This window comes from Streptomyces sp. NPDC056479 (assembly GCF_042795335.1).
Classification (GTDB): Bacteria; Actinomycetota; Actinomycetes; order Streptomycetales; family Streptomycetaceae; genus Streptomyces.
Map to the genome: position 1 here is coordinate 1 of NZ_JBHTRZ010000004.1, position 26,952 is coordinate 26,952.

Sequence of the window (26,952 nt, forward strand, 5' to 3'; positions counted from 1 at the left end):
GCCCCGGCCCCCGCCCCCGCTGCCCCGGCTCCGGCCGCCCCGGCCGCGCCCGCGGCTCCGGCCGCCCCGGCCGCGCCCGCCGCTGCCGCTCCGGCTCCGGTGGCCCCCGCCGCCCCGGCTCCCGCGCTGGCCGCTCCGGCCCCGGTCACCCCGGCTCCGGCCGCTCCGGCCGCCGCCCAGCCGACCGACGAGGGCGCCTACGTCACCCCGCTGGTGCGCAAGCTCGCCGCCGAGCACGGTGTCGACCTGGCGTCCGTCAAGGGCACCGGCGTCGGCGGCCGTATCCGCAAGCAGGACGTCATCGCCGCCGCCGAGGCCGCGAAGGCCGCCGCCGCTGCTCCGGCTCCCGCCGCTGCCGCCCCGGCCGCCGCCGCTGCCAAGAAGGCGCCGTCCCTGGAGGCCTCTCCCCTCCGTGGCCAGACCGTCAAGATGCCGCGCATCCGCAAGGTCATCGGCGACAACATGGTCAAGGCGCTGCACGAGCAGGCGCAGCTGTCCTCGGTCGTCGAGGTCGACGTCACGCGCCTGATGAAGCTGCGCGCCCGGGCGAAGGACTCCTTCGCCGCCCGCGAAGGCGTCAAGCTCTCCCCGATGCCGTTCTTCGTCAGGGCCGCGGCCCAGGCGCTGAAGGCGCACGCTCCCGTCAACGCCAAGATCAACGAGGCCGAGGGCACGATCACCTACTTCGACACCGAGAGCATCGGTATCGCGGTGGACTCCGAGAAGGGCCTGATGACCCCGGTCATCAAGCACGCGGGCGACCTCAACATCGCCGGCATCGCCAAGGCCACGGCCGACCTGGCGGGCAAGGTCCGCGCCAACAAGATCACGCCCGACGAGCTGTCCGGCGCGACCTTCACCATCTCCAACACCGGTTCGCGCGGTGCGCTCTTCGACACGATCATCGTGCCGCCGGGCCAGGTCGCGATCCTCGGTATCGGTGCCACGGTCAAGCGCCCGGCGGTCATCGAGACCGAGGAGGGCACGGTCATCGGCGTCCGCGACATGACGTACCTGACCCTCTCCTACGACCACCGTCTGGTGGACGGCGCCGACGCGGCCCGTTACCTGACGGCGGTCAAGGCGATCCTGGAGGCGGGCGAGTTCGAGGTCGAGCTCGGCCTGTAACACCCTCCTGGGTACGGCTCTTCGGTGCCCCCGTCCGGAAGCTTCCGGACGGGGGCACTGCCATGTGGGTATGTAAGTCTCGTCTCACCTGCGCAAAAGCGCCCCCGTGCGCCCCTCCCGCGTGGCGTCCCGGCCGTATTGTCTAAACGTCAAAACGCCCCCGGGGGCCTGTGGGCCCCTCCCTAAGGAGCACTCATGACCGCCCCCGTCATCCACTCGCTGCGCGAACAGATCCGCGAGCACATCCTGGAGGGGATCATCAGCGGTCGCTGGCAGCCGGGCGAGCGGATCGTGGAGCGGCGGATCGCGACCGAGCTGGAGGTCAGCCAGACGCCCGTGCGCGAGGCCCTGCGCGAGCTGGAGTCGCTGCGGCTGATCGAGTCCGCGCCCAACAAGGGCGTACGCGTACGGAATCTGACGGCCGCCGACCTGGAGGAGAGCTACCCGGTCCGGGCCGGTCTCGAGGCCATCGCCGCCGAGCTCGCGGCCGCCCGCCTCGCCGAGGACTGCTCGGCCCTCGAACCCCATGTCAGCGCCCTCTACGAGGCCGACCGCATGGCCGACGGCACGGCCCAGGTGCGGCACACGGTCGCCTTCCACCGGGAACTGGTCCGCGCGGCGGGCAACTCCGTGCTGCTGCACACCTGGGAGGGCCTCGGCATCGAGGTGTTCACGGCGCTGTCCATCCGGTGGCTGGGCACCGTGCAGCAGTCGTACGCGGAGGAGCACGAGGAGCTGGTGGCCGCGTTCCAGCGCCAGGACCCCCGGATCGCCGAGATCGTCAAGGCGCATGTGCTCGGGTGCGCGCCGCGGCACGAGGGCGAGTAGACCGGGCTCGGTCCGCGCAGGGCTCGCGCTGAGTCCGCGCCGGGGGGTCGTCCACCCGGCCCAGCCTGAGCGGCTGTGACGAGCGGGGCTGTTGGGGCGCATCAATACTGGTGGGAGCCGTGTCTCCCTCCGAGGCGGCACCACGACGCCCGTCGCCGAGGTGGAGGCCGCGTGATCTGGACACAGCTCTCCTCCGTTCTTCCCGGATCCGTGCTGCCCTCGACGCTGAACGCGGTGGTGTCGACGGCCTCGGCGGTACGGACCGCGGCGCGGCATCTGAGCGCCGTCCCCGCCGTGCTGCCGGTGATCGGACCGCTGGTGCGGCCTCGTACGCCCGGTCTGTGGCCCACCTCCGGAGGCGTGCAGATCGAGCTGCGGCGGCTGGGCCGGCCCGGCACGGTCTCCGCGACCCGCGGTCTGGAAGCGGCACTGCGCCGGCTGCCGGGGGTGAGCCGCGCCGAGGTGAACGGCACGCTGGGCTGTGTGTACGTCGGCTGCGGGCCGGAGACCGACCTGGAGAGCGTGGCGGGCATGGTCGCGGCGGCCGATGCCGCCGATGAGGAGGGGGTGGCGGGGCGTGAAGGCGCCCCGCGCGAGGGCGGTGTGGACCGGGGGCGGCCCACGGTCGGCTACCCGGGGGCTTCGGGGGCACAGGTCGGTGCGGCCGTGCGGCTCGGGGCGGGGGTGCTGGCCGTGGGGGTCGCGGCGGTGGGCGACGCGCTGCGGCTGCGCGAACTGCATCCGCTGGTGCTGTCGGCGATCCAGTTCGCGGAGTCCACCCCGCCGGTGCGCGAGGGCCTCGCCCGCCGGATCGGCGAGACGGCCACGGAGCGCGGCTTCACCGTGGCGAACCTGCTGGCGACGACGTTCAGCTTCCGGCCGCTCGGCGCCACGGTGACCGCCGTGCTGGCCGCCGCCCGGTACACGGAGGTGCGGGCCCGGCGCACTGCCTGGGAGAAGTGGGCGGACAGGCTGGCCGTGCACGAGGGAACGTATCGCCACGACGCGGTGCCGGCCCATGAGCGCCCCGCTCAGCTGCCGCCGGCCCCGGGCGACCGGTACGCGAACGTGGCGGCGCCGGTGTCGCTCGCGGCGTACGCGCTGACCACGCTCGGCACGTTCAGCCATGACCGGGGGCTGGCCCTGCTGATCTCGGGGACGCCGCGCGGACCCCAGTCCGGCCGCGAGGCGTTCGCCTCCTCGGTGGGCCGGGCCGTGTCCGACCGGGGCGCGCTGGTGCTGCGGCCGGAGGTGCTGCGGCGGCTGGACCGGATCGACACCGTGGTCCTCGACGCCCGAGTGCTGGCCGGCCGCGACTGGACGCTCGAGGGCGTCCTGCGCCTGCCGTCACCCGGTGCCATCCCGGAGAGCAGGAAACCCGAGGACGTTGCCGGGCACAGCGGTGGTGCGGCGGACGGCGGGCCGGGCCAGGGGCCGGACGTCGGGCCGGACGACGACGAGATCCACGTACGCATCCACGAGCTGATCGAGGCGGAGGGGGCGGCCGTCAGGCGCCCACGGCGTGGCGTCGGCGCCTCCGAGCCGCGGTCGCGGGACGGCTGGGAGTTGCGGCCCTTCGACGACTCCGCCTCCGATGGCGTGCCGCTGCCACCGGACATGGCCGCGCAGGCCCGGCAGTGGGGCGAGCGGGGGGCGCGGGTCGTGCTCGTGCTGCGGCAGGGCACGCCGGTGGCCGTGGCCGCTCTGGTGCCCCAACTGCATCCGCTTGCCCACCACTTGGTGCGCGCGGCCCAGGAGTGCGGCCGGGTCCGGCTGGTGGGCGGGCCGCCCGGGCTGCATCTCCGGTTCGGGCTCGAGGAGGCCGTGCCCACCGGCCACCGGCGTACGGCCGCCCTGGTGCGGACCCTGCAGGCGGAGGGGCACGGGGTCGCCGTGGTCTCGGCACGGACCCGGCGCGCCCTGGTCCGCGCGGACCTGGGCCTGGGGTCGATCTCGGACCCCCGGCACGTGCCCTGGGACGCCGATGTCGCCGCCCCGCCCGATGTCGTCCATCTGCTGCTGACGGCCCTGCCGGAGGCCCGGCGGATCAGCCGGCTGTGCGCGCGGCTGGAGGGCGCCGGAGCCGTGGCGGGCTCGGCGCTCGCGCTGCTGGTGCCCCGGCCGCGGGCCTGGGAGCGGGCCCGTCTGGTGGCCGACGGGGTGACGGTCGCCGGCGTCTCGGCGGGCTTCTGGGCGGGGTGGCGGCTGCACGGCCGGCCGGCCCCGGCCGCCACCGCGCACACGCCCTGGCACGCGATGGCGGTACGTCAGGTGATGGCCCGGCTCGGCACGTCGTCCCGGGGCCTGGACGAGGCCGAGGCCGCGCGCCGCCGGCAGTTCGAGGAGGGCGACCACCACGACGGCGCCGTCACCCTGATCGGCCGGGTCGCCGAGGAGCTGGCCAACCCGCTCACCCCGATCCTCGCGGTCGGCGGCGGTATCTCGGCGGCGCTCGGCTCCGTGCTGGACGCCGTGCTGATCGGCGGGGTGCTCGGCGTGGACGCGCTGGTCGGCGGGGTGCAGCGACAGCAGGCCGATGACGCGGCGGAGCGGCTCGTGGAGGCCACTTCGGTACGGGTGCGGGTGTTCAGGCCCGGCCGGGCGGAGCCGATGGAGACGGCCGGTGAGCATCTGGTGCGCGGCGATGTGATCGAGCTGCGGGCCGGGGACTCGGTGCCGGCGGACTGCCGGGTGGTGCGGGCGCAGGGCCTGGAGGTGGACGAGTCCAGCCTGACCGGCGAGTCGCTGCCCGTCACGAAGACGGCGGCGCCGACCTCGGCCCGGGCGGTCGCGGACCGTAGCTCGATGCTCTACGAGGGCACGACGGTGGCGGCCGGTCATGCGCTCGGTGTGGTCGTCGCCACCGGCACCGCCACCGAGGCGGGCAGCGCGGGCGGGACCGGTGCCGAGGACGGGCCGCCGGAGAGCGGGGTGGAGCGGCGGCTGAAGGCGCTGGGCCGCTGGTTCCTGCCGCTGTCCGTCGGCGCGGGCGTGGTCCTGTTCGCCGTCGACATGCTGCGCAGACGGCCATTGGGGGCCGCCCTCGGCTCCGCGGTCAGCCTGTGTGTGGCGGCCGTGCCGGAGGGGCTGCCGTTCGTCGCCACGGTCGCGGAGCTCGCGGCGGCCCGCCGGCTGTCCACGCGCGACACCCTGGTGCGCAGCGCCTCCACCATCGAGGCGCTGGGCCGCACCGACGTGCTGTGCTTCGACAAGACCGGCACCCTCACCGAGGGGCGGATCAGCCTTCAGCAGGTCTCCGACGGCGTGGAGCGCGGTGCGCCCGACCGGCTGACGCCGGCCCTGCGACGCATCGTCGCCACGGCCGCCCTGGCCGGACCGCCGGGCGCGGCGGCGGGCCTCGCCCATCCCACCGACCGGGCGATCGCGGCCGGGGCCGAACTGCTGGGCGCCGCCCCGGCCCGGGCCGCCGGGCTCGGCACGGACACCTGGGAGCGCATCGCGGAGCTGCCGTTCGAGCCGGGGCGTGGCTTTCACGCCGTGCGGGGGCGGTCGGACGGCGAGGCGCGGATCGTCGTCAAGGGCGCGCCGGAGGTCGTACTGGCGCGCTGTGACCGTGTGCGCCGGGGGGACGCCACCGAGTTGTTCGACGAGGGACTGCGCGCGGACACGGAGACGGAGGTGGACCGGCTGGCCAGACGGGGGCTCAGGGTGCTCGCGGTCGCCGAGCGCGTGCTGCCCGAGGGTGCGCCGCAGGACGGCACCGAGCTGGACGACGAGAGCGTCGACGGGCTGTGTCTGCTGGGCCTGCTGGGGCTGGCGGACCCGGTGCGGGCCACCGCCGCGGAGAGCGTGGACCGGCTGTCGCGGGCCGGGGTGCGCATCGTCATGGTCACCGGGGACCATCCGAGCACCGCCGCCGCGATCGCCCGGGAGCTGCGGCCCGAGGAGGAGCCGCGTCTGATGACGGGGGCGGAGCTGGACGCCCTCGACGACGCGGCGCTGGCCAGGACGCTGCCGGACATCACCGTGTTCGCGCGGACCACCCCGGCGCACAAGGTCCGGATCGTCAGCGCGCTGCGTGCGGCCGGCCGGATCGTCGCCGTCACCGGCGACGGCGCCAACGACGCGCCCGCCATCCGGATCGCCGACGTCGGCATCGCCCTGGGCTCACGGGCGACGCCCGCGGCCCGCGCCGCCGCCGACATGGTCGTCACCGACGACCGGATCGAGACCATCGTCGACGCGTTCGTCGAGGGGCGGGCCATGTGGGCGTCGGTGCGCAAGGCGCTGGGCATCCTGCTCGGCGGCAATCTGGGGGAGATCGCGTTCACCCTGGCGACGACGCTGCTCACCGGGCGCAGTGCGCTGAACGCCCGCCAGCTGCTGCTGGTCAATCTGCTCACCGACATGCTGCCCGCCATGGCCATCGCGGCCCGGCCGCCCGCCGCCCACCGCGACCAGCTGCTCGCCGAGGGCCCGGAGGCCTCGCTCGGCCAGGCCCTGACCCGGCACATCCGGCTGCGCGCCACGGTCACCACGGTCGCCGCCGGCACCGCCTGGATCGCCGCCCGGGCGACCGGCACCCGGGGGCACGCGGACACCGTCGCCCTGGTCGCCCTGGTGACGTCACAGTTGTTCCAGACACTCCAGGACGCGGGCCGCGATCCGGTGGTCGCCGCCGCCGTGGTGGGCTCGCTGGGGGTGCTGGGCGTGGTCGTGACCGTGCCGGGGCTCAGCCACTTCTTCGGCAGCCGGCCGCTCGGGCCGGTGGGCTGGACGATCGCGCTGGCGACGGCGGCGGGGTCGGTGCTGGTGCCCGCGGTGGCCAGAGGCGCAGTCGACACGCTGGGGAAAGTTCACCTCGAGGACACCCGGGTGCAGTCCGCCGGATGACATCGGGCCGGACAAAGGAGTCGTACCGAGTACCACGCACACGAAAGGCGGCTGATCATGCCGCACATCCTCAGCACGATTCTGACCCAGGTGGCGGTCGCCCTCCTCGAGGCCGTCCTGGTGCGCCTGGCCATCCAGCTCTGGAAGACGTTCGCCATGAGCGGGCGCCCGGCGGCCGCCCACGCCTGACCGGCCCTGCACCGGCCCCGCACCGGCCTTGCACCGGCCTTGCACCGGCCTTGCATCGATCTGAGCGGATTGTCCGTTCGGGTCGGGTTTAGCCGAGTGGCGCCATGGAAGGCGGCTGGGAAGACCCCGCATCCAAGCCTCCAGCAGGGGAGGACGGCGATGACTTCCCCAGAGCCGCAGACCCAGCAAGCACAGCAGCCCGCCCCGACCGGGGCCGGGGACCAGGCCGGGCAGAGGCGGACCGGCGGCAAGGTGGTGCATCTGCACACCGCGCACCCCCGGGTTCCCATCCCCTACGTGACGCCGGGCGACATGTTCACCGGCGCCCGAAAGGCCACGTCCTCGGTGGCGTCGACGGCCGCGGCCACGGCCACCGCCGCGCTCCCCACCCCGCGCAGGCTGGCCTTCTACGGAGTTCTCGGGGGCATGACCATCGCCGGCGCCATGGCGTGGCCGGTCGCGTTCGCCGTCGGCGCGGCCACCGAGGTGATCACCCGCGAGCAGTCCGACCGCCACCGCCGGCAGCACGAGCGCATGGACCGGGAGCACGACGAGGCCGGGCAGAGCCCTCGGCCCGCCACAAGCTAGCCGGTCGCAACTCAGGTGAGCAGGGAAACGCGGCACGGCGTGCCTGATACCCCGGCACCGGATGCCAATTTCTTGCTATGGGCACTTTTTAGCCCGCCAACCTTTGATCGATCATCGATCAGCGAGTTACAGTCGCCGACGGGCCACGCGGCGGGAGCCGCATGGTGTCACAGCACCGAGGCCTCCGCCCTGTCCTGCCAAAGACAAAGGGCACCCCCGAACCCTTGACGATGAGGGAACCCCCTTCGACTGAGGAAGGCGGCGACATGACCGACCCCAACGCCATCCAGCCGAGCGAGCTCGACCAGCTCCCGGACCGCGACCCCGAGGAGACCGCCGAATGGCAGGCCTCCCTGGACGCCGTCACCAAGGCGGCCGGGCCGCACCGTGCCGCGTACCTGATGCGCCGCACGCTGGAGCGTGCCGAGGGCAACGGCATCGCGCTGCCCAAGCTCCTCGAGACCGACTACGTCAACACCATCCCGACCTCCGCCGAGCCGTCCGTGCCCGGTGACGAGGCGATGGAGCGCCGGATCACCGCGTGGAACCGCTGGAACGCGGCCGCGATGGTGACCCGTGGCTCGAAACACGGCGTCGGCGGCCACATCGCCACCTTCGCCTCCGCCGCGTGGCTCTACGAGACCGGCTTCAACCACTTCTTCAAGGGCAAGGAGGCCGACGGGTCCGGCGACCAGCTCTACATCCAGGGCCACGCCTCCCCCGGCATCTACGCCCGCGCCTTCCTCGACGGCCGCCTGAACGAGCAGCACCTGGACAACTTCCGCCAGGAAGCCGGCGGCAACGGCCTCCCGTCGTACCCGCACCCCCGCCGCCTGCCCTGGCTGTGGGAGTTCCCGACGGTGTCCATGGGCCTCGGCCCGCTGTCGGCGATCTACCAGGCGCGCTTCAACCGCTATCTGACGGCGCGCGGCATCAAGGACGTCTCCGACTCGCACGTCTGGGCCTTCCTCGGTGACGGCGAGATGGACGAGCCGGAGTCCACGGCCGCGCTCGCACTCGCCTCCCGCGAGGGTCTGGACAACCTGACCTTCGTCATCAACTGCAACCTGCAGCGCCTCGACGGCCCGGTCCGCGCGAACTTCAAGATCGTGCAGGAGCTGGAGGCCCAGTTCCGCGGCGCCGGCTGGAACGTCGTCAAGTCGCTGTGGGGCTCGGCGTGGGACGAGCTGTTCCAGCTCGACACCACCGGCGCGCTCGTACGCCGCCTGCGCGAGGTACCCGACGCGCAGGTGCAGACGTACCAGACCCGCGACGCCGCCTACATCCGCGAGGACTTCTTCGGCAAGGACCCGGCGCTCGCCGAGATGGCGAAGCTGCTGAGCGACGACAAGATCCTCGAGTGCTTCCACCTCTCCCGCGGCGGCCACGAGGCCCGCAAGGTGTACGCGGCCTACAAGGCGGCGGTGGAGTTCAAGGGCGCGCCCACGGTCATCCTGGCCCAGACGGTCAAGGGCTTCACGCTCGGCGAGGGCTTCGCGTCCAAGAACGCCAACCACCAGATGAAGAAGCTGACGGTGGACGAGTTCAAGAACATGCGTGACCTGCTGGAGCTGCCGATCTCCGACGCGCAGTTCGTCGACGGGGTGGTCCCCTACGGCCACCCCGGCGCCGACTCCCCCGAGGTCCGCTACCTCCAGGAGCGCCGCGCGGCCCTCGGCGGCCCGGCCCCGGCCCGCCGTACGCACGCGCTCGCCCCGCTGCCCGCCCCCGCCGAGAAGGCCTTCGCCTCCTTCGACAAGGGCTCCGGCTCCCAGAACGTGGCCACCACCATGGCCTTCGTCCGCCTGGTCAAGGACCTGGTCCGCGACAAGGAGTCGGGCAAGCGCTGGGTGCCGATCGTCCCCGACGAGGCGCGCACCTTCGGCATGGAGTCGCTGTTCCCCTCGCTCGGCATCTACTCCCCCAAGGGCCAGACGTACGAGCCGGTCGACCGCGACCAGCTGATGTACTACAAGGAGGCCAAGAACGGCCAGATCCTCAACGAGGGGATCACCGAGGCCGGTTCGATGGCCGACTTCATCGCCGCGTCCACCGCGTACGCCACCCACGGCGAGGCGATGATCCCGTTCTACATCTTCTACTCGATGTTCGGCTGGCAGCGCACCGCCGACCAGATGTGGCAGCTCGGCGACCAGCTCGGCCGCGGCTTCCTCGTCGGCGCGACGGCCGGCCGTACGACCCTGACGGGCGAGGGCCTGCAGCACGCCGATGGTCACTCGCCGGTGATCGCGGCGACCAACCCGGCGGCGCTGACCTACGACCCGGCGTTCGCGTACGAGGTCGCGGCCATCGTCAAGGACGGTCTGCGCCGGATGTACGGCGAGGCGGCGCCGGACGAGGATCCGAACGTCTTCTACTACCTGACCGTCTACAACGAGCCGATGCCGCAGCCCGCGAAGCCGGCCGTGGCCGGGGTCGACGAGGGCATCCTCAAGGGTCTGTACCGCTTCAACACGGCGGAGTCGGCGGGCCTGTCCCCGGTCGCGAACGCCCCGCGCATCCAGCTGCTCGGCTCCGGCACGGCGATCCACTGGACGCTCCAGGCGCAGCGGCTGCTCGCCGAGGAGTGGGGCGTGGCCGCCGACGTCTGGTCGGCGACGTCCTGGACGGAGCTGCGCCGGGACGCCCTGGAGGCGGACGCGGCGCTGCTGCGCGGCGAGGAGCGGATCCCCTATGTCCGTCAGGCACTGCACGGGGCCGAGGGCCCGGTCCTCGCGGTCTCCGACTACATGCGTCAGGTCCCGGACCAGATCGCGCAGTGGGTCGAGCAGGACTACTCCTCCCTCGGCGCCGACGGCTTCGGCCTCTCCGACACCCGCGAGGCGGCTCGCCGTCACTTCGGCGTCGACGCCCAGTCCATCGTCGTCGCGGCCCTGGCCCAGCTCGCCAAGCGCGGCGAGGTCAAGGCCACGGCGGTCAAGGAGGCCCGGGAGAAGTACGGGCTGTAGGAGCTGACGCTCGGTGAAGGGGTACGGCGGCCGCCGTACCCCTTCGTTGTCAGTGACCCCCGGCATCATGGCCGTATGCGCGCTGCCCGGCTGATCAAGATGGTGCTGTTGCTCCAGTCCCGGCCCTCCATGACCGCTGCCGAGCTGGCGCGGGAGCTGGAGGTGTCCGAGCGGACGGTCACGCGGGACGCGCAGGCGTTGTCGGAAGCGGGGGTTCCGGTGTACGCGGACCGGGGGCGGGCCGGTGGGTACCGGCTCATCGGCGGGTATCGGACCAGGCTGACGGGGCTCGGGCGGAGCGAGGCCGAGGCGCTGTTCCTCAGCGGTGTTCCGGGCGCGCTGCGGGAGATGGGGCTGGAGGACGCCGCGTCCGCCGCCCGTTTGAAGGTGTCCGCCGCACTGATGCCCTCCCTCCGCGACGCCTCCCGTACGGCGACCCAGCGGTTCCATCTGGACGCCCCGAACTGGTTCAAGGAACCCAAGACCCCCGAGCTGCTGCCGGCCGTCGCGGACGCGGTGTGGGACGACCGGCGGATCGTGGCCCGCTACCGGCGCGGGGAGAGCGAGGTCGAGCGGGAGCTGGAGCCGTACGGGCTCGTGCTGAAGGCGGGGGTCTGGTATCTGTGCGCCCGCGTGGCGGGGCACGGCACGTACCGGGTGTACCGGATCGACCGGTTCACCGCCGTGGACACCGGTGACGAGCGGTTCGAGCGGGACGGGGAGTTCGATCTGCCGGGCTTCTGGGAGGAACGGGCCGAGCAGTTCGCGCGGTCCCTGCTGCGGGCCGAGGTCATGGTGCGGGTGTCCCCGGGCGGGGTACGCAGACTTCCGTACACCGTCGATCCGCAGTCCGCGCGGGAGGCGCTGGAGTCGGCGGGTGCCCCGGACGAGCAGGGCTGGGTGACGCTGACGCTCCCGGTGGAGTCCGAAGAGGTCGCCCACACCCAGCTCTCGGCGCTCGGACCGGAGGTGGAGGTGCTGGCGCCGCGGGAGCTGAGGGAGCGGTTCGCCGGCGATGCGATACGGCTGGCCGCGCTGTACCGCGGGTGAGCGGCCGGGGGGGGTGAGCGTCGGCGGTTCTTGGGCCGTCGCCGATAACAATCCGCCACACTCCACGTGCGCCCCACCCGCCCAGGGCCGATGCTTGACCCGTGATGGACGAGACCGAGTTCTGGGAGCTGGTGGACGGCGCCCGTGAAGGTGCCGAGGGTGACCCCGAGGAGCAGGCCGACCTGCTGGTGGACCGGCTTCTGCAACTGGACCCGGACGCGGTGCTCGACTTCGCCCGTCACTTCGAGGCCCGCTACAACCGCGCGTACACCTGGGATCTGTGGGGCGCCGCCTCGGTCCTGCTGGACGGGGCCAGCGACGACGCGTTCGACTTCTTCCGGTGCTGGCTGATCGGGCAGGGCCGCGAGGTGTACGAGGGCGGGGTGCACGACCCCGACTCGCTGGCCGACCTGCTGGACGACTTCGACGAGGAGTTCGACGGGGACGCCGAGGAGCTCGGCTACGCCGCGGACGAGGCCTACGAACAGCTCACCGGCACGGTCGCCCCCGACCTCGGGATCCCGCCCGCGCCCCCGGAACCCGAGGGCACCCCGGTCGACTTCGAGAACGAACGGGCCCTGGCGGACCGCTTCCCCCGCCTGTGGGAGCGGTTCAAGGACTGAGGCCGCGCACCGGGCCGGCCCGGACGTCAGGCCACGACCCGCCTGCGGCCCGGGTCCGACGGGATGTACGCCTGCGTCTGCTCGGCCCGCACCGCGTGGTGCATCGGTGCCTCGTTGGCCTGGTCCAGCGCGGAGGCCGTGACGGCGGCCGGCCCCAGGACGACGGTCGCGACCGCGCAGACGACCGTCCAGACACGCCTGCCGCTGTTGTTGCCGCTCATGATCCCCACCTCCGGTCGGTACGTGTCCATGACCATAGGGAGGCTGTCTCGGGGCGGCCCTTGAGCCGGCTACGAGAAACCTGTGAGGGGTCTTCCGGGAAGGTTCACTCTCCGTCTCTTGACCCGTTGCGTGATCTCCGGCTTACGGTGGCCGCCCCGAACAGGAGCATCCAGCCCATGACCAGCCCGTACGTACGGGAGATCACACGCGAGGACCATCTGGCCCATCTGCGGCTGTACCCCGACGCGAGCCATCTCCAGATTCCCGAGTGGGGCGATGTGAAGCCCGACTGGCGGTCGGAGAGCGTCGGCTGGTTCGAGGACGGGCCCGCAGGTGAGGTCCTGATCGCGTCGGCGCTGGTTCTGTACCGCCCGCTGCCCGGCACCCGGCGCTGCCTCGCCTACCTCCCCGACGGGCCGGGGATCGACTGGCGGGCGCCGCGGGTGGACCGCTGGCTGGACGCCCTCGTCGCCCATGTGGAGCGGCGCGGGGCGTTCTCGGTCCGGATCGGACCGCCCCTGGTCGTACGCCACTGGGAGGCGGACACGGTCGCGGCGGGCGTCGCCGACCCCGACGTACGCAATCTGCACGATCTGCCCGCGGACGGCCTCGACGGACACGCGCTGGACGTCGCGGAGCGGCTGGGACGGCTCGGGTGGCGACGGTGCGCGGAGGGCAACGGCGGGGGCTTCGGTCTCGGTCAGCCGCGCTACGGCTGCCAGGTGCCGCTCGCGGAGCGCTCGATGGACGAGTTGCGTGACGCCCTCGCGCCGCGCTGGGAGCAGTCCCTGCGGACCGCCGAGCGGGCGGGCGTGCATGTGTCCTGGGCCACGGCCGCCGACCTGCCGGAGTTCTACCGCCTGTACACCGCGACCGCCGAACGCGACGGCTTCCGGGCCCGCCCGCTGAGCTACTTCCAGCGCATGTGGGCGGCCCTGAACTCCGTGGACGAGGACCGGCTCCGGCTCTACGTCGCCGAGTACGACGGCGAGGTGCTCTCCGCCGCGCTCATGATCAGCGTGGGCTCCCGGGTCTGGCACTCGTACGCCGCGTCCGGCCGCCGGGGGCGGGAACTGCGGCCCAGCAGCGCGCTGTTGTGGCGGATGCTGGGGGACGCCCGGCAGTCGAGGGCACGGACGTACGACCTGCGCTCCATCACCCCGACCCTCACCGAGGACCGGCTGCTCGGCCGGCTCCTGTTCAAGACGGGGGCCGGGGGCAGGGCCGTGGAGTACCTCGGGGAGTGGGAGCGACCGGTGGGGAGCCAGGGGAAGGCGCTGCAGCGGGCGGTGGGGGTTTATCTGGGGCGCAGATGAGGCGCGAGGGCAGGGGACTGAACCGGGCCGGTGCTCAGGGCCTGCCCTGCAGACGGGCGGCCGTCTCCCTGATCTCCGGGATGCGGGCGGTGAGGGCCGCGCCGGGGCAGCTGGTCATGTAGCCCACGTTGTGGCCGGCGACGGCGGGGAGCATGGCGCTGGTGCCGGCGGAGTAGCGGCTCTGGCTGTTGCTGGAGGTCAGCCGGACCGTCGCGCGGGGGTCCGTGCCCGAGAGCCCCAGCTTCCACGCGGTGATCGCGGCTATCGCGTCGGTCATCGCCTTGGGCACGGGCACGCCGGCCGTGAAGGTGCCCAGGGCCGCGATACCGGTGGTGCGGTGGTTGAAGCCCTGGGTGTGGGCGCCGGTGACGGCACGGTCGATGCCGCCCGCGCGGCCCTCGTAGATGGTGCCGCAGCGGTCCACCAGGAAGTTGTAGCCGATGTCGTCCCAGTCGCGGGAGCCGGTCTGGCCCGTGTACACGTCCCGGATGATGCGGGGCACGTCGGCGCAGTCGTACCCGTTGGGCGAGTCGGTGTGATGCACGAACACGGCGATGACCTTGTCGTCGTAGCGCGGGGGCGGCTGTGCCCTCCGGGCTGCGTCCGTCAGCCAGGCCGTCCTCGGCACGATGTGCGGCCGGGCCGCCTGATACGCCGCCGCATGCCGAGCCGCGACGGGCCGCTCGGCCACGTCCGCACCCTGCTCGACCCCGCGCGCACAGAGCACCAGCGCGAGCAGGGCGGCGAGCCCGGGAAGACAGGCGAGCACCACGACCAGCCCGGCGGGGAGGCGGTCCCCGGGGCGGGGCCGCAACCAGATCCGGCCTTGCTGCCCGAGGCGGCGCTGCCACCAGGTCCGGGTCCGCTGCCGGTCGCGCCCCTGCGCCCCGACTCGCCCCCGGCTCCCGGCCCGGAACTGCCGCCGGTCATGGCGCTCGTACGGGAGCAGCCGCCGGATTCGGGACTGCTGCCGGGCATCGGCTGGCTGCCGGGCCCCGGACGGCCGCCGGCCCCGGTCCCGCCGCTCGGCTCGAAGCCGCGACCGGATTCGGGACGTGCGCCGGGCGTGAGATGCCCGCTGGACGTCGGCCGGCTCCTGGCCCCCGGCCGACCGCCGGACCGCGTCCTGCCGCTCGGCTCGAAGCCGCCGCCGGGTTCGGGACTTCCGCTGGGCGTACGGGAGCTGCCGGTCACCGGCGGACCCCCGGATCGGGTCCTGCCGATCGCCGCGGGAGGGCTGCCGGACGTGGGGCGACCGCCGGGCAGCGGACGGCGGAGAGGCATCAGACCCCAGCTGGGCATGAGACGACTCACGGGCATCAGACCCCTGCCGCGCACGAGACGGCCGATCCGATGAGGGCTGCGGTGCTTGCGGGACCGGCCGTTCCTGTTCCTCGGCGTGTCCCACCGCGCGCCCGGCTCCGGCCGCGCCCACCCCCTCCAGCGCCTGCTCAGCCTGTTCCTGCTCCTCCCCCACTCCCCGCGCGGCATCGCCCCCCACCGCTTCAGCCCGTGCGGCACCAAGCTGCGCACCCCATCCCACTCCCCACATCCGCGCAGCCCACGGTATTCGTACGGCACGAGGTCTTCGTCTCCCCCGTGGTGGCCGGAAGACCCTTCGGGTGACCCGTCGGAAGACACGCATGGTCCTACTGTCCGACGGATCCCGTCCGCCCGCGATGTGTGGTGTCACACGCAGTGGAACCATCGTCCCGGTCCGGGGCGTTTCTCCTGGTGCACGGAGCGTGGCCGGTTCCCGGCGACGCGGGCGTGTGTGCTGATCAACGGGCGCCGCACGCGCGTACTAAGGGGTCCGAGAGAAAGGCGGCTCAGTGGACCTGCTCGACATCCTGCTGTTGCTGGTGATCCTGGCCTACGCGGCGTCCGGCTACCGCCGTGGACTGGTCGCCGGCTGCGTCTCGCTCGCCGGCTTCGTGGGCGGCGCGGTGATCGGCGTATGGATCCTGCCGTGGATGATGGACCTGGTCACGCCGGGCACGACGGGGGCGACGGTCACCGCGGTGCTCACGGTGCTGATCCCGGCCGTGGTGGTGCACGAGCTGGCGGGGCGGCTGGCGCTGCGGCTGCGCCGGGAGCTGGACCGCGGGCCGCTCAGGGTGGCCGACGGGATCGGCGGGGCCGTGGCCAACTCGGTGGCCGTGCTGATCGTGGCCTGGGTGGCGGCCAGTGTCCTCGCCGCGTCCTCCTCCCCGGTGCTCACCGCGGCGATCAGGGACTCCCGGCTCCTCGGCACCGTGCAGGACGCCATGCCGGACACGACCCCGGCCTGGTTCTCCCGTGCCACCTCCGCGCTCACCGAGGCGGGCTTCCCGCAGGTCTTCAACCCGTTCGAGAACGAGTCGACCGCCGAGGTCGCCAAGCCCTCCGGCGACAGCGTCACGGCGGCCGCGACCAACGCCGCCAAGCTCAGCACCGTCAAGATCGAGGGCTCCTCGGGCACCCAGGGCCGCGAGGGCAGCGGCTTCGTCTACGCCCCGGAGCATGTGATGACCAACGCCCATGTGGTGGCCGGCATCGACGACCCCGGCGTCCGGATCGGCGGCGTCGGGCGGTCGTACGAGTCGCGGGTGGTGCTCTTCGACCCGGCACGGGACGTCGCCGTGCTGTATGTCCCTGAGCTGCGCGCCCCCGTCCTGCGGTTCGACGACGACGCCACCCGCGGCGACTCGGCGGTCGTGGCGGGCTACCCGGAGGACGGCGACCTGAACCTCCAGGCGGCGACGGTCGCGAACCGCGTAAGGGCCACGGGCCAGAACATCTACAACGACGACACCGTCACCCGCGAGATCTACTCGATCCGCTCCACCGTCCGCCCCGGCAACTCCGGCGGCCCGCTGCTGACCACCGACGGCAAGGTGTTCGGCGTCGTCTTCGCCCGCTCCACCTCCGACGACGAGACCGGCTACGTCCTGACGGCGGCCGAGGTCGCCGCCGACGCCGAGCGCGCGGCGAACTCGACGGCACCCGTGGACACGGGAGATCTGGTCACGTCGTAGGGCGCGTCGCCCTCACCCGCTCACAGCCGACGCCCCATCACCACGTCGTCCACGTACCGGCCGTCCAGGAAGAACTCCTCCGGGAGCACCCCTTCCACCACGAACCCCTCGGCCTCGTACAGCTTGCGGGCAGGTGTGTTGTGCCCGAGGACGCGCAGGGTGAGACGGCGCGCTCCCCTGCGGCGGGCCTCCTCGACGACCGCGCGGATCAGCGCCCGCCCGACGCCCCGGCCCCGGGCCTCGTCGGCGACGGCGAACCCCTGGATCTGCCGGACATGCGCGTTGGAGGCCAGCGGGGTGGGAAGGGCCAGCCGGATGTAGCCGACGATACGGCGGTCGAGTTCCGCGACGAGATGGTCACCGGGAGCGTGGCGCTCGCCGAAGAACGGCGCGTAGGGCGGCTGCGGGGGCGGCGTGACCGCGTGCAGAGGCGACCACGTGCGGCGGTCGAGGAGTGACAACTCCTCGTCGTCGTCGGGCAGGGCGATACGTATGTTCGGCGGCTGGTGCGGTGCGGGCATGAGCGCCACCCTACGTCTGGGGGAAGGGATGCCAACCGGGCTCTTATCCGGTCACGGGCAGGATGGATTTCATGGAACATTCAAGAATCGTGGTGGCCGGTGCCTCCGGCCTCATCGGTGGCGCCCTGGTGCGGTCCCTGACCGCCGACGGGCACGAAGTGGTGCGGCTGGTGCGCCGTGCGCCGAGGTCCAAGGACGAGGTGCGGTGGGACCCGGAGGGCGGGTCCGTGGACGCGGCGGGGCTCGCCGGGTGCGACGTGGTGGTCAATCTGGCGGGGGCGAATGTGGGTTCACGCCGCTGGACGGAGGCGTACAAGGCGAAGCTGCGGTGCGGCCGGGTGCTGGGCACGACGGCCCTCGCCGAGGCCATGGCGTCGCTGGCGCCCGAGCAGCGGCCGCGGGTCTTCGTCAACGGCAGTGCGATCGGCTACTACGGCGAGACCGGCGAGCGGGCCGTCGACGAGAGCGCCCCGGCCGGGGAGGGCTTCTTGCCCTCGCTGGTCGTCGAGTGGGAGGGCGCGGCGGCGCCGGCGCGCGAGGCGGGCGTACGGACCGTGTTCCCGCGCACGGGGCTGGTGGTGGCCCGCGACGGCGGAGCCTGGGGACGGCTGTTCCCGCTGTTCAAGGCGGGCCTCGGCGGGCGGATGGGGGACGGGCGGCAGTACTGGTCCTTCGTGGCGCTGCATGACGAGGTGGCCGCCATCCGGCATCTGATCGACCGGGACGACCTGTCGGGCGCGTTCAATGTGACCGCCCCGCAGCCGCTGACGAACCGTGAGATCACCGAGGCGATGGGCCGGGTACTGCACCGGCCGACGCTGTTCCAGGTTCCCGCGCCGGTGCTGCGGACGGTGCTCGGCGAAATGGCCGGGGATGTCCTGGGCAGCCAACGGGTGCTGCCCGCGCGCCTGTTGGAGTCGGGGTTCACCTTCGCGTTCCCGGAGATCGAGGGGGCGATCCGGGCGGTCGCCCGGTAATCACCGACCGAGCACGGGAGTCCGTATGCGACCGCTGTGCGACCGTGCTCTGTCGATGCGCGACTGTTCCTGACCGATCACGGCCCTAACCTCGTCCCGAACTCGGGTATCCCCGGAGCCTGTTGGGGGCATGACGTCTCCACCGGCCGCGCAACCTCGAGGAGGGGCACGTGCTTGAGCCCGCGTACCAGGCGGACGTCGTCATCGTGGGAGCCGGGGTCGCCGGACTCTCCGCGGCGCACCGACTGACCAGCGCAGGAGTAACGACCGCAGTCCTGGAGGCCGCCCCTTACCCGGGCGGCCGTATGTCGACCGAGAAGGTCGACGGGTTCCGGCTCGACAGGATCGGTCAACTCCTGTCGACTTCGTATCCCGAACTACGCCTGACTCCCGGCCTCGACAACCTGGCGCTGCGCCCCTTCGCGCCGGGTGTCCTGCTGCACAGCGACGGACGCCGGCAACGCGCGGGCGCGGTACCGAGCGCGATGGGCGCCAGGCGCGCGAGGGGCGCACTGCACGCGGTACGCGCCCTGGCGAGCGCCCCTCGGAACACGTCCGTGCGGGGCGTTCCGGGGCAGGTCCCCAGGGTCCGCGCGGGCGCTCCGCTGGGCACCGCCGTCGACCAGGCCCGGCTCGGCGCGGCGCTCGCCCGCTTCGCCTCCTCCCCCGTCGAACGGCTGCTGGCCCGGCCGGAGGCGCCGGCCGCACAGGCCCTCGCGGCACGCGGACTTCCCGCGCGCACGATCGACGGCTTCCTGCGACCGCTGCTGGCCGCGCTGCTGTGCGATCCGGAGCTGACGACGTCCAGCCGATGCGCGGACCTCGCACTGCGCGCCTTCGCCAGCGGGCGGTTGTGCGTGCCCGAGGGCGGCGCCGAGGCGCTGCCGGAGCTGCTCGCGCGGGCGCTGCCGCCGGGGACCGTGCACACCGGGGTACGGGTCACGTCGGTCGCCACGACGTCCGTGACCACCGCGGAGCACGGCGAGATACGCTGCCGGGCCGTCCTGGTGGCCACGGACGCGCGCACCGCCGCCGAACTGCTGCCGGGCCTGCGCGTGCCGGACTTCCACCCGGTGACGGTCGTCCACCACACCACCGACGAACCTCCGGCGACCGGCGCCTCGCTCCTGCTCGACGCCGACCGGGGCGGCCCGGTCGCGCACACGGCGGTGATCAGCCAGGTCGACCCGAGCCGCGCACCCGCGGGCCGGGCCCTGGTCTCCTCGACGGTCCTGGGCGCACCGCCGCCCGACATCGACACGGCGGTACGGATGCACCTGTCCCGCCTCTACGGCACCTCCACGACCCGCTGGGAGACGCTCGCCGTGCAGCACACCCCGGAGGCCGTCCCGGCGATGCGCGCACCCCACGACCTGCGCCGTCCGGTGCGCCTGCTGGCCGGCCTGTACGTCTGCGGCGACCACCGCGACACGAGCACGGTCCAGGGCGCCCTGCACTCGGCCCACCGCGCGGCGGCGGCGATCCTGACGGACCTCGGGTCGGCGGGTTCGCTGCACAGGGCCGAGCCCTTACGTGCAGCGGCCTGAGTCAGCACGAGACGGCCCCGCACCCCCCAAAGGGGCGCGGGGCTGTGCCCCTTACAACAGCGCCGCGACCTTGTCCCGGTACCCCCTCACCGGTGCCGCGTCCCGATAGGGCTCTAGCCTTCGCTCGAAGTCCTTGACGTACTCGATCGCCCGCACGGACCGCATCTCCGCAGCCTGACCGGCTGCCTCGGCCCCCAGGGAACACGCCTGGTCGAGTTCCCCGAGTCCCAGCCGGGCGGAGGCGAGGACCACGCGGCAGAACAGGCGGCTTCGCGCGTAGGAGGGGGCGCGCAGCTGCAGGGAGCGTTCGGCGTGCTGGGCCGCTGCCCGGAACTGCTGAAGATCCCGGTGGCAGTGGCCGAATTCGTCGGCGAGCTGAGCCTCGTCGAAGAAGCGCGCCCAGTACGGGACGTCGTCGCCGGGGCGGGCGGCCTCGAGGGCGCGTTCGGCCCGCACGAGCGACGCCGTGCAGGCGCGCACCTCGCCCAGTACGCCGTGCCCGCGCGCCTCGCAGGCGTGCAGCAGCGCCTGCACCACCGGCGGCGCGCCCGTGCCCACCCCCTGCTGGGCCACCCGCGCCAGCTGGACGGCCTCACGGCCGTGCCCGAGGTAGACGGCCTGACGGCTCATCGTGACGAGGACGTAGGAGCCGTAGGGCCGGTCTCCGGCCGCCTGGGCGAGGCGCAGCGACTGCACGAAGTAGCGCTGCGCGAGCCCGTGCGCCGCGATGTCGTACGAGGTCCAGCCCGCGAGCCTCGTCAGGTCGGCGGCGGCGGCGAACAGGCGGCGGCCGGTCTGCTCGCCGTAGGTGCCGCGCAGCATCGGCTCGCACTCGTGCTCCAGATACCGCACCAGCGCCTGCCGGGCGTGGCCGCCGCCGTACATGTCGTCGAGGGAGCGGAACAGTTCGCCGACCGAGCGCAGCGCGGCGATGTCGCCGCCGGTGACCTTCTGGCCGGGGCCGCGTTCGGCCTGGTTGCGCTGGCGGGGCACCGCCGCCGGACGGCCCTGGACCGGGATGCGGGCCAGCTGTTCCCCGCGGGCGACCTTCTCGTCGGCCCGGCCGATCAGCCAGTCCCGGCTGGGCACGACGAGCCCGGCCGGGGTGAAGGCGATCTTGCGGAGCTCGGCATGGCTGCCGGAGTCCTTGCGCCACAGGCCGCTGACGATGTCGACGGCCTCCTCCGGAGTCGCGGCGAACTCCAGCCCCGCGTACACGGGCGCACAGGCGTCGAGCCCGAGGTCCTGGGCGCTGAGCCGACGGCCGAGGCGGCGCGTGAAGACCTCGGCGATGAGGGCGGGGGTGGTACCGCGCGGCTGCTGCCCGCGCAGCCAGCGGGTGACGGATGTCTTGTCGTATCTGAGATCAAGCCCGTGTTCGAGGCCGAGCTGGTCCACCCGGCGGGCGAGACCCGCGTTGGAGAATCCCGCTTCTGCGATGAGCGCGGCGAGCTGGCGGTTGGGAGTGCGCTGCGCGGGTCGTTCCGTCATCTGCGGTGCGGTCTCCTGCCTTTCGGGCCTCGCAAAGCCATACGGCGGCCGAGTGCCCGGATTGCCGGTGAGCTGCCCTTTTGGCCTCTCGAACGGCGCGAATGTAGCGGAGAGTAAGCAGTCGATCGCACATTACGCCGCCTATTCATCCGATCGTGTGAGGATTGCCCTACCGGGCTGACGCGGGCCGCGAGACCGCACTCGAACGACCCGGTCGTACAGTGGCGTAGGCACGCTTTGTGCCTTACGACTTCAAGGCTGCTTCCAGGGAGGCGCTTGCCGTGAGTGAGTTGCGGTTCGTCCGTGTCGGATTCGGCGCGGACGCCGTCGAGTACCAGCAGGCGTGGGACGAGCAGCGCCGGGTGCACGCGGCGCGGTTCGAGGACGAGATCCCCGACACGGTCCTGCTGCTCGAACACCCGCCGGTGTATACGGCGGGCCGGCGCACGGCGGACAACGAACGGCCCCTGGACGGCACGCCGGTCATCGACGTGGACCGCGGCGGCAAGATCACCTGGCACGGCCCGGGTCAGCTGGTCGGCTACCCCATCCAGAAGCTGCCGCGCCCGGTGGACGTCGTGGCGCACGTACGGCGGCTGGAGGAGGCCCTGATCCGCACCTGCGCGGAGTTCGGCCTGGAGACCACGCGGGTCGAGGGCCGCAGCGGGGTCTGGGTGCTCGGCGACCCGGTCGAGCAGCGCCCCGCCCTCGGCGGTCTGGCCCTGGACTTCGACCCCCGTCTCACCGACGAGGAGTTCGACCCGCGTCTGAACGGCCCCGAGTACGCCCCGTCGAACGCCGGCCAGCGCCGCGAGGACCGCAAGATCGCGGCGATCGGGATCCGGGTCGCCAAGGGCGTGACCATGCACGGCTTCGCGCTGAACGTGAACCCGGACAACAAGTGGTTCGACCGGATCATCCCGTGCGGGATCCGCGACGCGGGCGTCGCCTCGATCGCCGCCGAGCTCGGCCGGGACGTCACGATCGACGAGGTGCTGCCCATCGTGGAGCGGCACCTGAAGGACGTACTGGAGAACGCGGAACTGAAGCCGCGCGAGATCGAGAAGGCGCCTGCGGCATAAACGAGCCGGTGGAGGGGCTAACACCCACGCCAGGCATTCAAATCCACGGGCGTACCCTTGAGGGCGCCGAAGAATCAATCGCTAGGGAGCCGGTCGTGTCCGCAGTCGCACCCGACGGACGCAAGATGCTGCGCCTGGAGGTCCGCAACAGCCAGACCCCCATCGAGCGCAAGCCCGAGTGGATCAAGACCCGGGCGAAAATGGGCCCCGAGTACACGAAGATGCAGAGCCTCGTGAAGAGCGAGGGCCTGCACACGGTCTGCCAGGAAGCCGGCTGCCCGAACATCTACGAGTGCTGGGAGGACCGCGAGGCGACCTTCCTCATCGGCGGCGACCAGTGCACCCGGCGCTGCGACTTCTGCCAGATCGACACCGGCAAGCCCGAGGCGCTCGACCGTGACGAGCCGCGCCGCGTCGGCGAGTCCGTGGTCACCATGGACCTGAACTACGCCACCATCACCGGCGTGGCCCGCGACGACCTGCCCGACGGCGGCGCCTGGCTGTACGCCGAGACGGTCCGCCAGATCCACGAGCAGACCGCCGGCCGCGAGGGCGGCCACACCAAGGTCGAGCTGCTCGCCCCGGACTTCAACGCCGTACCGGAGCTGCTGGCGGAGGTCTTCGCCTCCCGCCCCGAGGTCTTCGCGCACAACGTCGAGACGGTGCCGCGGATCTTCAAGCGGATCCGTCCGGGCTTCCGCTACGAGCGCTCCCTGAAGGTCATCACCGACGCCCGGGACTACGGCCTGGTCACCAAGTCCAACCTGATCCTCGGCATGGGCGAGACCCGCGAGGAGGTCAGCGAGGCGCTGCGGCAGCTGCACGAAGCGGGCTGCGAACTGGTCACCATCACGCAGTACCTGCGCCCGAGCGTCCGGCACCACCCCGTGGAGCGCTGGGTCAAGCCGCATGAGTTCGTGGAGCTGAAGGAGGAGGCCGAGCAGATCGGCTTCTCGGGCGTGATGTCCGGGCCGCTGGTGCGCTCCTCCTACCGGGCGGGCCGGCTCTACCAGATGGCCATCGAGAAGCGAGGCAGCTACGTCGCCTCGCAGGCGGTCTGATGGCACGGAGTGCCACCGCACTCATGTGAATCCGCGCACAAGCAACTGTCCTCGCAGTAGAGACCCGTTGACGCGGTCCTGGAAGTCCCCGCAGCTAGGGGGCCCATCAGGGCCGCGTCAAGCTTTTCGGGCGGCGCATTAAGGCTTCATTGGTGTTTGACCGGTCGGTCACGCCCTGGTAACACCAATCAGTGACCCTGGTTGTACACCCCGTGCACCACTCACCGAAGCCGCCAATCCCGAGGGGGGACCTCCACCATGCAGGCCGCGCCGGTTCGCGCCACCGCCATTCCGTCGTTCACCACTGCACTCCGTGCCGTCGAGTCGCTGCTGATGAGCAGCGGCCAGCGCACCGCCCGTCGCAACGCCTGGACGTCCGTACTGGAGGACCGCCGTCGCGCCAAGGACCGGGTCGAGGCGCAGCGCGTCCTGGACCAGGCCACCTCCGTCCGCCCCTGACCCCGTCCGTGCTCCGCCGGGACACTGCCGTCGTCGGCGCTCCCGAGGCCACGTAGACTGCGTGGCATGGCGAGGAAGGACACGGCAGCGGACGCTGCGAACCCCGGGCGACTCAAGCAGATCGCTCTGACCTACAAGATGACCCGCAAGGCCGACAAGAAGATCGGTCTTGTACTCGCGGCTGTCGGAATCGTCACCTTCGGTGTCTTCCTCGCGATCGGTTTCTTGATCGGTCACCCCATCTATCTCGGCATCCTGGGCCTGCTGCTCGCCTTCCTCGCGTCGGCGATCGTGTTCGGGCGCCGGGCCGAGCGGGCGGCCTTCGGGCAGATGGAGGGCCAGCCGGGCGCCGCAGCGGCCGTGCTGGACAACATCGGCCGGGGCTGGAACACGACCCCCGCGGTGGCGATGAACCGCAGCCAGGACGTGGTCCACCGGGCCGTCGGCAAGGCCGGCATCGTGCTGGTCGCGGAGGGCAACCCGAACCGGGTGAAGAGCCTGCTGGCCGCGGAGAAGAAGAAGATGAACCGCATCGTCGCGGACGTGCCGGTGCACGATCTGATCGTCGGCGTCGGTGAGGGCCAGGTCGAGCTGAAGAAGCTGCGGACCACCATGCTGAAGCTGCCCCGCGTGCTGACCGGCCCCCAGGTGACCGCCACCAACGACCGGCTGAAGGCCATGGGCGACCTGATGAGCAACATGCCGTTGCCGAAGGGGCCCATGCCGAGGGGCATGAAGCTGCCGAAGGGCGGGCCGAAGGCCCGCTGACCTCCCTTGTACGAGAAAGGGGGCGCCCGGATCACACTCCGGGCGCCCCCTTCGTCGTACGTCCGCTAGATGCGCACTTCCACGGTCCGCGCCAGCCGGTCGTGCAGCCCGCGGCCGTCGCGGTCCCAGATCAGGGCCGGGACGGCGACGCACAGCAGGGCCGTGCGCAGCAGGGCGCGCAGGGGGTTGACCGTGCCGGTGTCCAGGGAGACCACGCGCAGGCCGAAGAGGCGCTTGCCCGGGGTGAAGCCGACCGTGCCGACGGTCAGGACGCCCATGACGAAGAACAGCAGCAGGGCCCAGTTGCTGGTCGCCTGGCCGTAGCCGTCGGTGATGAGACCGTATGCGATCAAGACGCAGATGCCCCAGTCCACGGCGAGTGCTCCGAGCCGCCGTCCCGGGCGGGCGATGGAGCCCGGCCCCTCCTCCGGAAGGCCGAGCTGCTGACCCCGGTATCCGAACTCGACACCGGCTTCCTCGGCGGCCGCGCGGGGGCCGGAGAGCCAGGATCCGATTGCTTGCCTCTTGTCCACGCGACCACGGTACTGTGCCCGTTTTGCGATGTGGACAGGTGGGGTGAGGTACGGGATGTCCGGTTAACGTGTGTGAAACAAATGGGTCACGCCCGAGAAATCACCCGTCCCTAGGGTCTAGGTCAGCGTGTGCCACCGCACTGGCCGCACGAACGAACTACCACCCCGGCGCGGACGGGCCGGGAGTAGGAGGAGCTGGATGTTCCAGAACGCTGACGAGGCCAAGAAGTTCATCGCGGACGAGGACGTCAAGTTCGTCGACGTCCGCTTCTGCGACCTGCCGGGTGTGATGCAGCACTTCACGATCCCGGCCACGGCCTTCGACCCGGCCGAGGAGCTCGCGTTCGACGGCTCCTCGATCCGGGGCTTCCAGGCCATCCACGAGTCCGACATGGCGCTCCGCGCCGACCTGTCCACCGCGCGCGTCGACCCCTTCCGCCGCGACAAGACGGTCAACATCAACTTCTTCATCCACGACCCGATCACGGGCGAGCAGTACTCCCGTGACCCGCGGAACGTGGCGAAGAAGGCCGAGGCCTACCTCGCCTCCACCGGTATCGCCGACACCGCGTACTTCGGCCCCGAGGCCGAGTTCTACGTCTTCGACAGCGTGCGCTTCAAGACCGCCGAGAACGAGGCGTACTACCACATCGACTCCGAGGCGGGTGCCTGGAACACGGGCGCGCTGGAGGACAACCGCGGTTACAAGGTTCGCTACAAGGGCGGTTACTTCCCGGCCCCGCCGGTCGACCACTTCGCCGACCTGCGCGCGGAGATCTCCCTGGAGCTGGCCGCCTCCGGCCTGCAGGTCGAGCGCCAGCACCACGAGGTGGGCACCGCCGGCCAGGCCGAGATCAACTACAAGTTCAACACGCTGCTCGCCGCCGCGGACGACCTTCAGCTCTTCAAGTACATCGTGAAGAACGTCGCCTGGCGCAACGGCAAGACCGCGACCTTCATGCCGAAGCCGATCTTCGGTGACAACGGCTCGGGCATGCACGTCCACCAGTCGCTGTGGACCGGCGGCCAGCCCCTCTTCTACGACGAGGCCGGTTACGCGGGCCTGTCGGACACCGCCCGCTACTACATCGGCGGCATCCTCAAGCACGCCCCGTCGCTGCTCGCCTTCACCAACCCGACGGTGAACTCGTACCACCGTCTGGTGCCGGGCTTCGAGGCCCCGATCAACCTGGTGTACTCGCAGCGCAACCGCTCGGCCGCGATGCGTATCCCGATCACGGGTTCCAACCCGAAGGCCAAGCGCGTCGAGTTCCGCGCGCCCGACTCCTCCGGCAACCCGTACCTGGCGTTCTCGGCCCTGCTCCTCGCGGGCCTGGACGGCATCAAGAACAAGATCGAGCCGGCCGAGCCGATCGACAAGGACCTCTACGAGCTGGCTCCCGAGGAGCACGCGGGCGTCGCCCAGGTCCCGACCTCCCTCCCGGCCGTCCTCGACCGCCTCGAGGCCGACCACGAGTTCCTCCTCCAGGGCGACGTCTTCACGCCGGACCTGATCGAGACGTGGATCGACTACAAGCGCACGAACGAGATCGCGCCGCTGCAGCTGCGTCCGCACCCGCACGAGTTCGAGCTCTACTTCGACGTGTGATCGGCGCCTGACCGAAGCGCATACGCCCGCGGCCCCACCCCCAGACCGACGGCGGGGGGAGAGGAGGTGGCTTCCGTCTTGCAGAGAGAAGAAAAAGGGGGGGGCGGGAGGTCTGGGCGG

General features: G+C 72.3%; 23 protein-coding genes. 18 read left to right on the forward strand and 5 right to left on the reverse strand.

The features are described from left to right. The 8 genes from sucB to ACFQ6S_RS16585 all read left to right on the forward strand — a co-directional run. Window positions 1-1,128: 2-oxoglutarate dehydrogenase, E2 component, dihydrolipoamide succinyltransferase (gene sucB, locus ACFQ6S_RS16550; RefSeq protein ID WP_383409320.1), on the forward strand; the 1,128-nt coding region annotated here is incomplete at its 5' end. A gap of 195 nt (window positions 1,129-1,323) precedes the next feature. After that, window positions 1,324-1,956, forward strand: coding sequence for a GntR family transcriptional regulator (locus tag ACFQ6S_RS16555; protein ID WP_383409323.1), 633 nt, complete (start codon window positions 1,324-1,326; stop codon window positions 1,954-1,956). 171 nt (window positions 1,957-2,127) lie between these two features. Continuing rightward, complete coding sequence (locus ACFQ6S_RS16560; RefSeq protein ID WP_383409326.1) at window positions 2,128-6,810, forward strand: HAD-IC family P-type ATPase; 4,683 nt, start codon at window positions 2,128-2,130, stop codon at window positions 6,808-6,810. 57 nt (window positions 6,811-6,867) lie between these two features. After that, window positions 6,868-6,999, forward strand: coding sequence for a hypothetical protein (locus tag ACFQ6S_RS16565; RefSeq protein WP_383409329.1), 132 nt, complete (start codon window positions 6,868-6,870; stop codon window positions 6,997-6,999). 159 nt (window positions 7,000-7,158) lie between these two features. Continuing rightward, window positions 7,159-7,587 (forward strand): hypothetical protein, encoded by a 429-nt coding sequence (locus ACFQ6S_RS16570; RefSeq protein WP_383409331.1) that lies wholly within the window; start codon window positions 7,159-7,161, stop codon window positions 7,585-7,587. Window positions 7,588-7,853: 266 nt separating this feature from the next. Continuing rightward, window positions 7,854-10,556 (forward strand): pyruvate dehydrogenase (acetyl-transferring), homodimeric type, encoded by a 2,703-nt coding sequence (aceE, locus tag ACFQ6S_RS16575; protein ID WP_383409334.1) that lies wholly within the window; start codon window positions 7,854-7,856, stop codon window positions 10,554-10,556. 75 nt (window positions 10,557-10,631) lie between these two features. After that, on the forward strand, window positions 10,632-11,606 hold the full coding sequence (locus ACFQ6S_RS16580) for a helix-turn-helix transcriptional regulator (RefSeq protein ID WP_383409336.1): 975 nt from the start codon (window positions 10,632-10,634) through the stop codon (window positions 11,604-11,606). Window positions 11,607-11,710: 104 nt separating this feature from the next. Further along, window positions 11,711-12,229 carry a DUF4240 domain-containing protein gene (locus tag ACFQ6S_RS16585; protein ID WP_383411237.1) on the forward strand — a complete coding sequence of 173 codons (519 nt, stop codon included), beginning with the start codon at window positions 11,711-11,713 and terminating at the stop codon, window positions 12,227-12,229. 26 nt (window positions 12,230-12,255) lie between these two features. On the opposite strand, the gene ACFQ6S_RS16590 is transcribed toward ACFQ6S_RS16585, so the two are convergent. After that, window positions 12,256-12,450, reverse strand: a complete 195-nt coding sequence (locus ACFQ6S_RS16590) for a hypothetical protein (protein WP_383409338.1) — start codon at window positions 12,448-12,450, stop codon at window positions 12,256-12,258. A 177-nt stretch (window positions 12,451-12,627) separates the two neighbouring features. On the opposite strand from ACFQ6S_RS16590, the gene ACFQ6S_RS16595 reads away from it, so the two are divergent. Then, complete coding sequence (locus ACFQ6S_RS16595; protein WP_383409341.1) at window positions 12,628-13,767, forward strand: lipid II:glycine glycyltransferase FemX; 1,140 nt, start codon at window positions 12,628-12,630, stop codon at window positions 13,765-13,767. 34 nt (window positions 13,768-13,801) lie between these two features. On the opposite strand, the gene ACFQ6S_RS16600 is transcribed toward ACFQ6S_RS16595, so the two are convergent. Continuing rightward, a complete protein-coding gene (locus tag ACFQ6S_RS16600; RefSeq protein ID WP_383411240.1) occupies window positions 13,802-14,545 on the reverse strand; it encodes a peptidoglycan recognition protein in 744 nt (247 codons plus the stop codon). Here ACFQ6S_RS16600 and ACFQ6S_RS16605 point away from each other — a divergent pair. Together ACFQ6S_RS16605 and ACFQ6S_RS16610 are read left to right on the forward strand one after the other, a co-directional pair. Next, window positions 14,429-15,124 carry a hypothetical protein gene (locus tag ACFQ6S_RS16605; protein ID WP_383411324.1) on the forward strand — a complete coding sequence of 232 codons (696 nt, stop codon included), beginning with the start codon at window positions 14,429-14,431 and terminating at the stop codon, window positions 15,122-15,124. The two genes, ACFQ6S_RS16600 and ACFQ6S_RS16605, sit on opposite strands and share 117 nt — an antisense overlap. Before the next feature lie 475 nt (window positions 15,125-15,599). Beyond that, complete coding sequence (locus ACFQ6S_RS16610; RefSeq protein ID WP_383409343.1) at window positions 15,600-16,784, forward strand: MarP family serine protease; 1,185 nt, start codon at window positions 15,600-15,602, stop codon at window positions 16,782-16,784. A 20-nt stretch (window positions 16,785-16,804) separates the two neighbouring features. Here ACFQ6S_RS16610 and ACFQ6S_RS16615 read toward each other — a convergent pair whose 3' ends face one another. Then, a complete protein-coding gene (locus tag ACFQ6S_RS16615; protein WP_383409345.1) occupies window positions 16,805-17,305 on the reverse strand; it encodes a GNAT family N-acetyltransferase in 501 nt (166 codons plus the stop codon). A gap of 71 nt (window positions 17,306-17,376) precedes the next feature. Between ACFQ6S_RS16615 and ACFQ6S_RS16620 the strand changes: the two genes are divergently transcribed. After that, window positions 17,377-18,282: a TIGR01777 family oxidoreductase gene (locus tag ACFQ6S_RS16620; protein WP_383409347.1), complete on the forward strand. Its 906-nt coding sequence runs from the start codon at window positions 17,377-17,379 to the stop codon at window positions 18,280-18,282. A gap of 170 nt (window positions 18,283-18,452) precedes the next feature. Continuing rightward, on the forward strand, window positions 18,453-19,829 hold the full coding sequence (locus ACFQ6S_RS16625) for an NAD(P)/FAD-dependent oxidoreductase (RefSeq protein ID WP_383409350.1): 1,377 nt from the start codon (window positions 18,453-18,455) through the stop codon (window positions 19,827-19,829). 51 nt (window positions 19,830-19,880) lie between these two features. Here ACFQ6S_RS16625 and ACFQ6S_RS16630 read toward each other — a convergent pair whose 3' ends face one another. Continuing rightward, entirely contained in the window at window positions 19,881-21,320 is a 1,440-nt protein-coding gene (locus tag ACFQ6S_RS16630) for a regulator (protein ID WP_383409353.1), read from the reverse strand. A 281-nt stretch (window positions 21,321-21,601) separates the two neighbouring features. Here ACFQ6S_RS16630 and lipB point away from each other — a divergent pair, with 281 nt between their 5' ends. From lipB to ACFQ6S_RS16650, 4 genes are all read left to right on the forward strand, one after another. After that, window positions 21,602-22,402: a lipoyl(octanoyl) transferase LipB gene (gene lipB / locus ACFQ6S_RS16635; protein ID WP_383409356.1), complete on the forward strand. Its 801-nt coding sequence runs from the start codon at window positions 21,602-21,604 to the stop codon at window positions 22,400-22,402. 95 nt (window positions 22,403-22,497) lie between these two features. Then, on the forward strand, window positions 22,498-23,463 hold the full coding sequence (gene lipA, locus ACFQ6S_RS16640) for a lipoyl synthase (RefSeq protein WP_383409359.1): 966 nt from the start codon (window positions 22,498-22,500) through the stop codon (window positions 23,461-23,463). Window positions 23,464-23,721: 258 nt separating this feature from the next. Then, complete coding sequence (locus ACFQ6S_RS16645; protein ID WP_383409361.1) at window positions 23,722-23,922, forward strand: hypothetical protein; 201 nt, start codon at window positions 23,722-23,724, stop codon at window positions 23,920-23,922. A 66-nt stretch (window positions 23,923-23,988) separates the two neighbouring features. Next, complete coding sequence (locus ACFQ6S_RS16650; protein ID WP_383409364.1) at window positions 23,989-24,690, forward strand: DUF4191 domain-containing protein; 702 nt, start codon at window positions 23,989-23,991, stop codon at window positions 24,688-24,690. 65 nt (window positions 24,691-24,755) lie between these two features. Here the strand turns inward: ACFQ6S_RS16650 and ACFQ6S_RS16655 are convergent, their stop codons facing one another. Next, the gene (locus ACFQ6S_RS16655; protein WP_383409367.1) at window positions 24,756-25,223 is read right to left on the reverse strand and encodes an RDD family protein; all 468 of its coding nucleotides are present in this window, start codon (window positions 25,221-25,223) and stop codon (window positions 24,756-24,758) included. Window positions 25,224-25,422: 199 nt separating this feature from the next. On the opposite strand from ACFQ6S_RS16655, the gene glnA reads away from it, so the two are divergent. Next, the gene (gene glnA, locus ACFQ6S_RS16660) at window positions 25,423-26,832 is read left to right on the forward strand and encodes a type I glutamate--ammonia ligase (RefSeq protein WP_383409370.1); all 1,410 of its coding nucleotides are present in this window, start codon (window positions 25,423-25,425) and stop codon (window positions 26,830-26,832) included. The last annotated feature ends 120 nt before the right edge of the window (window positions 26,833-26,952 follow it).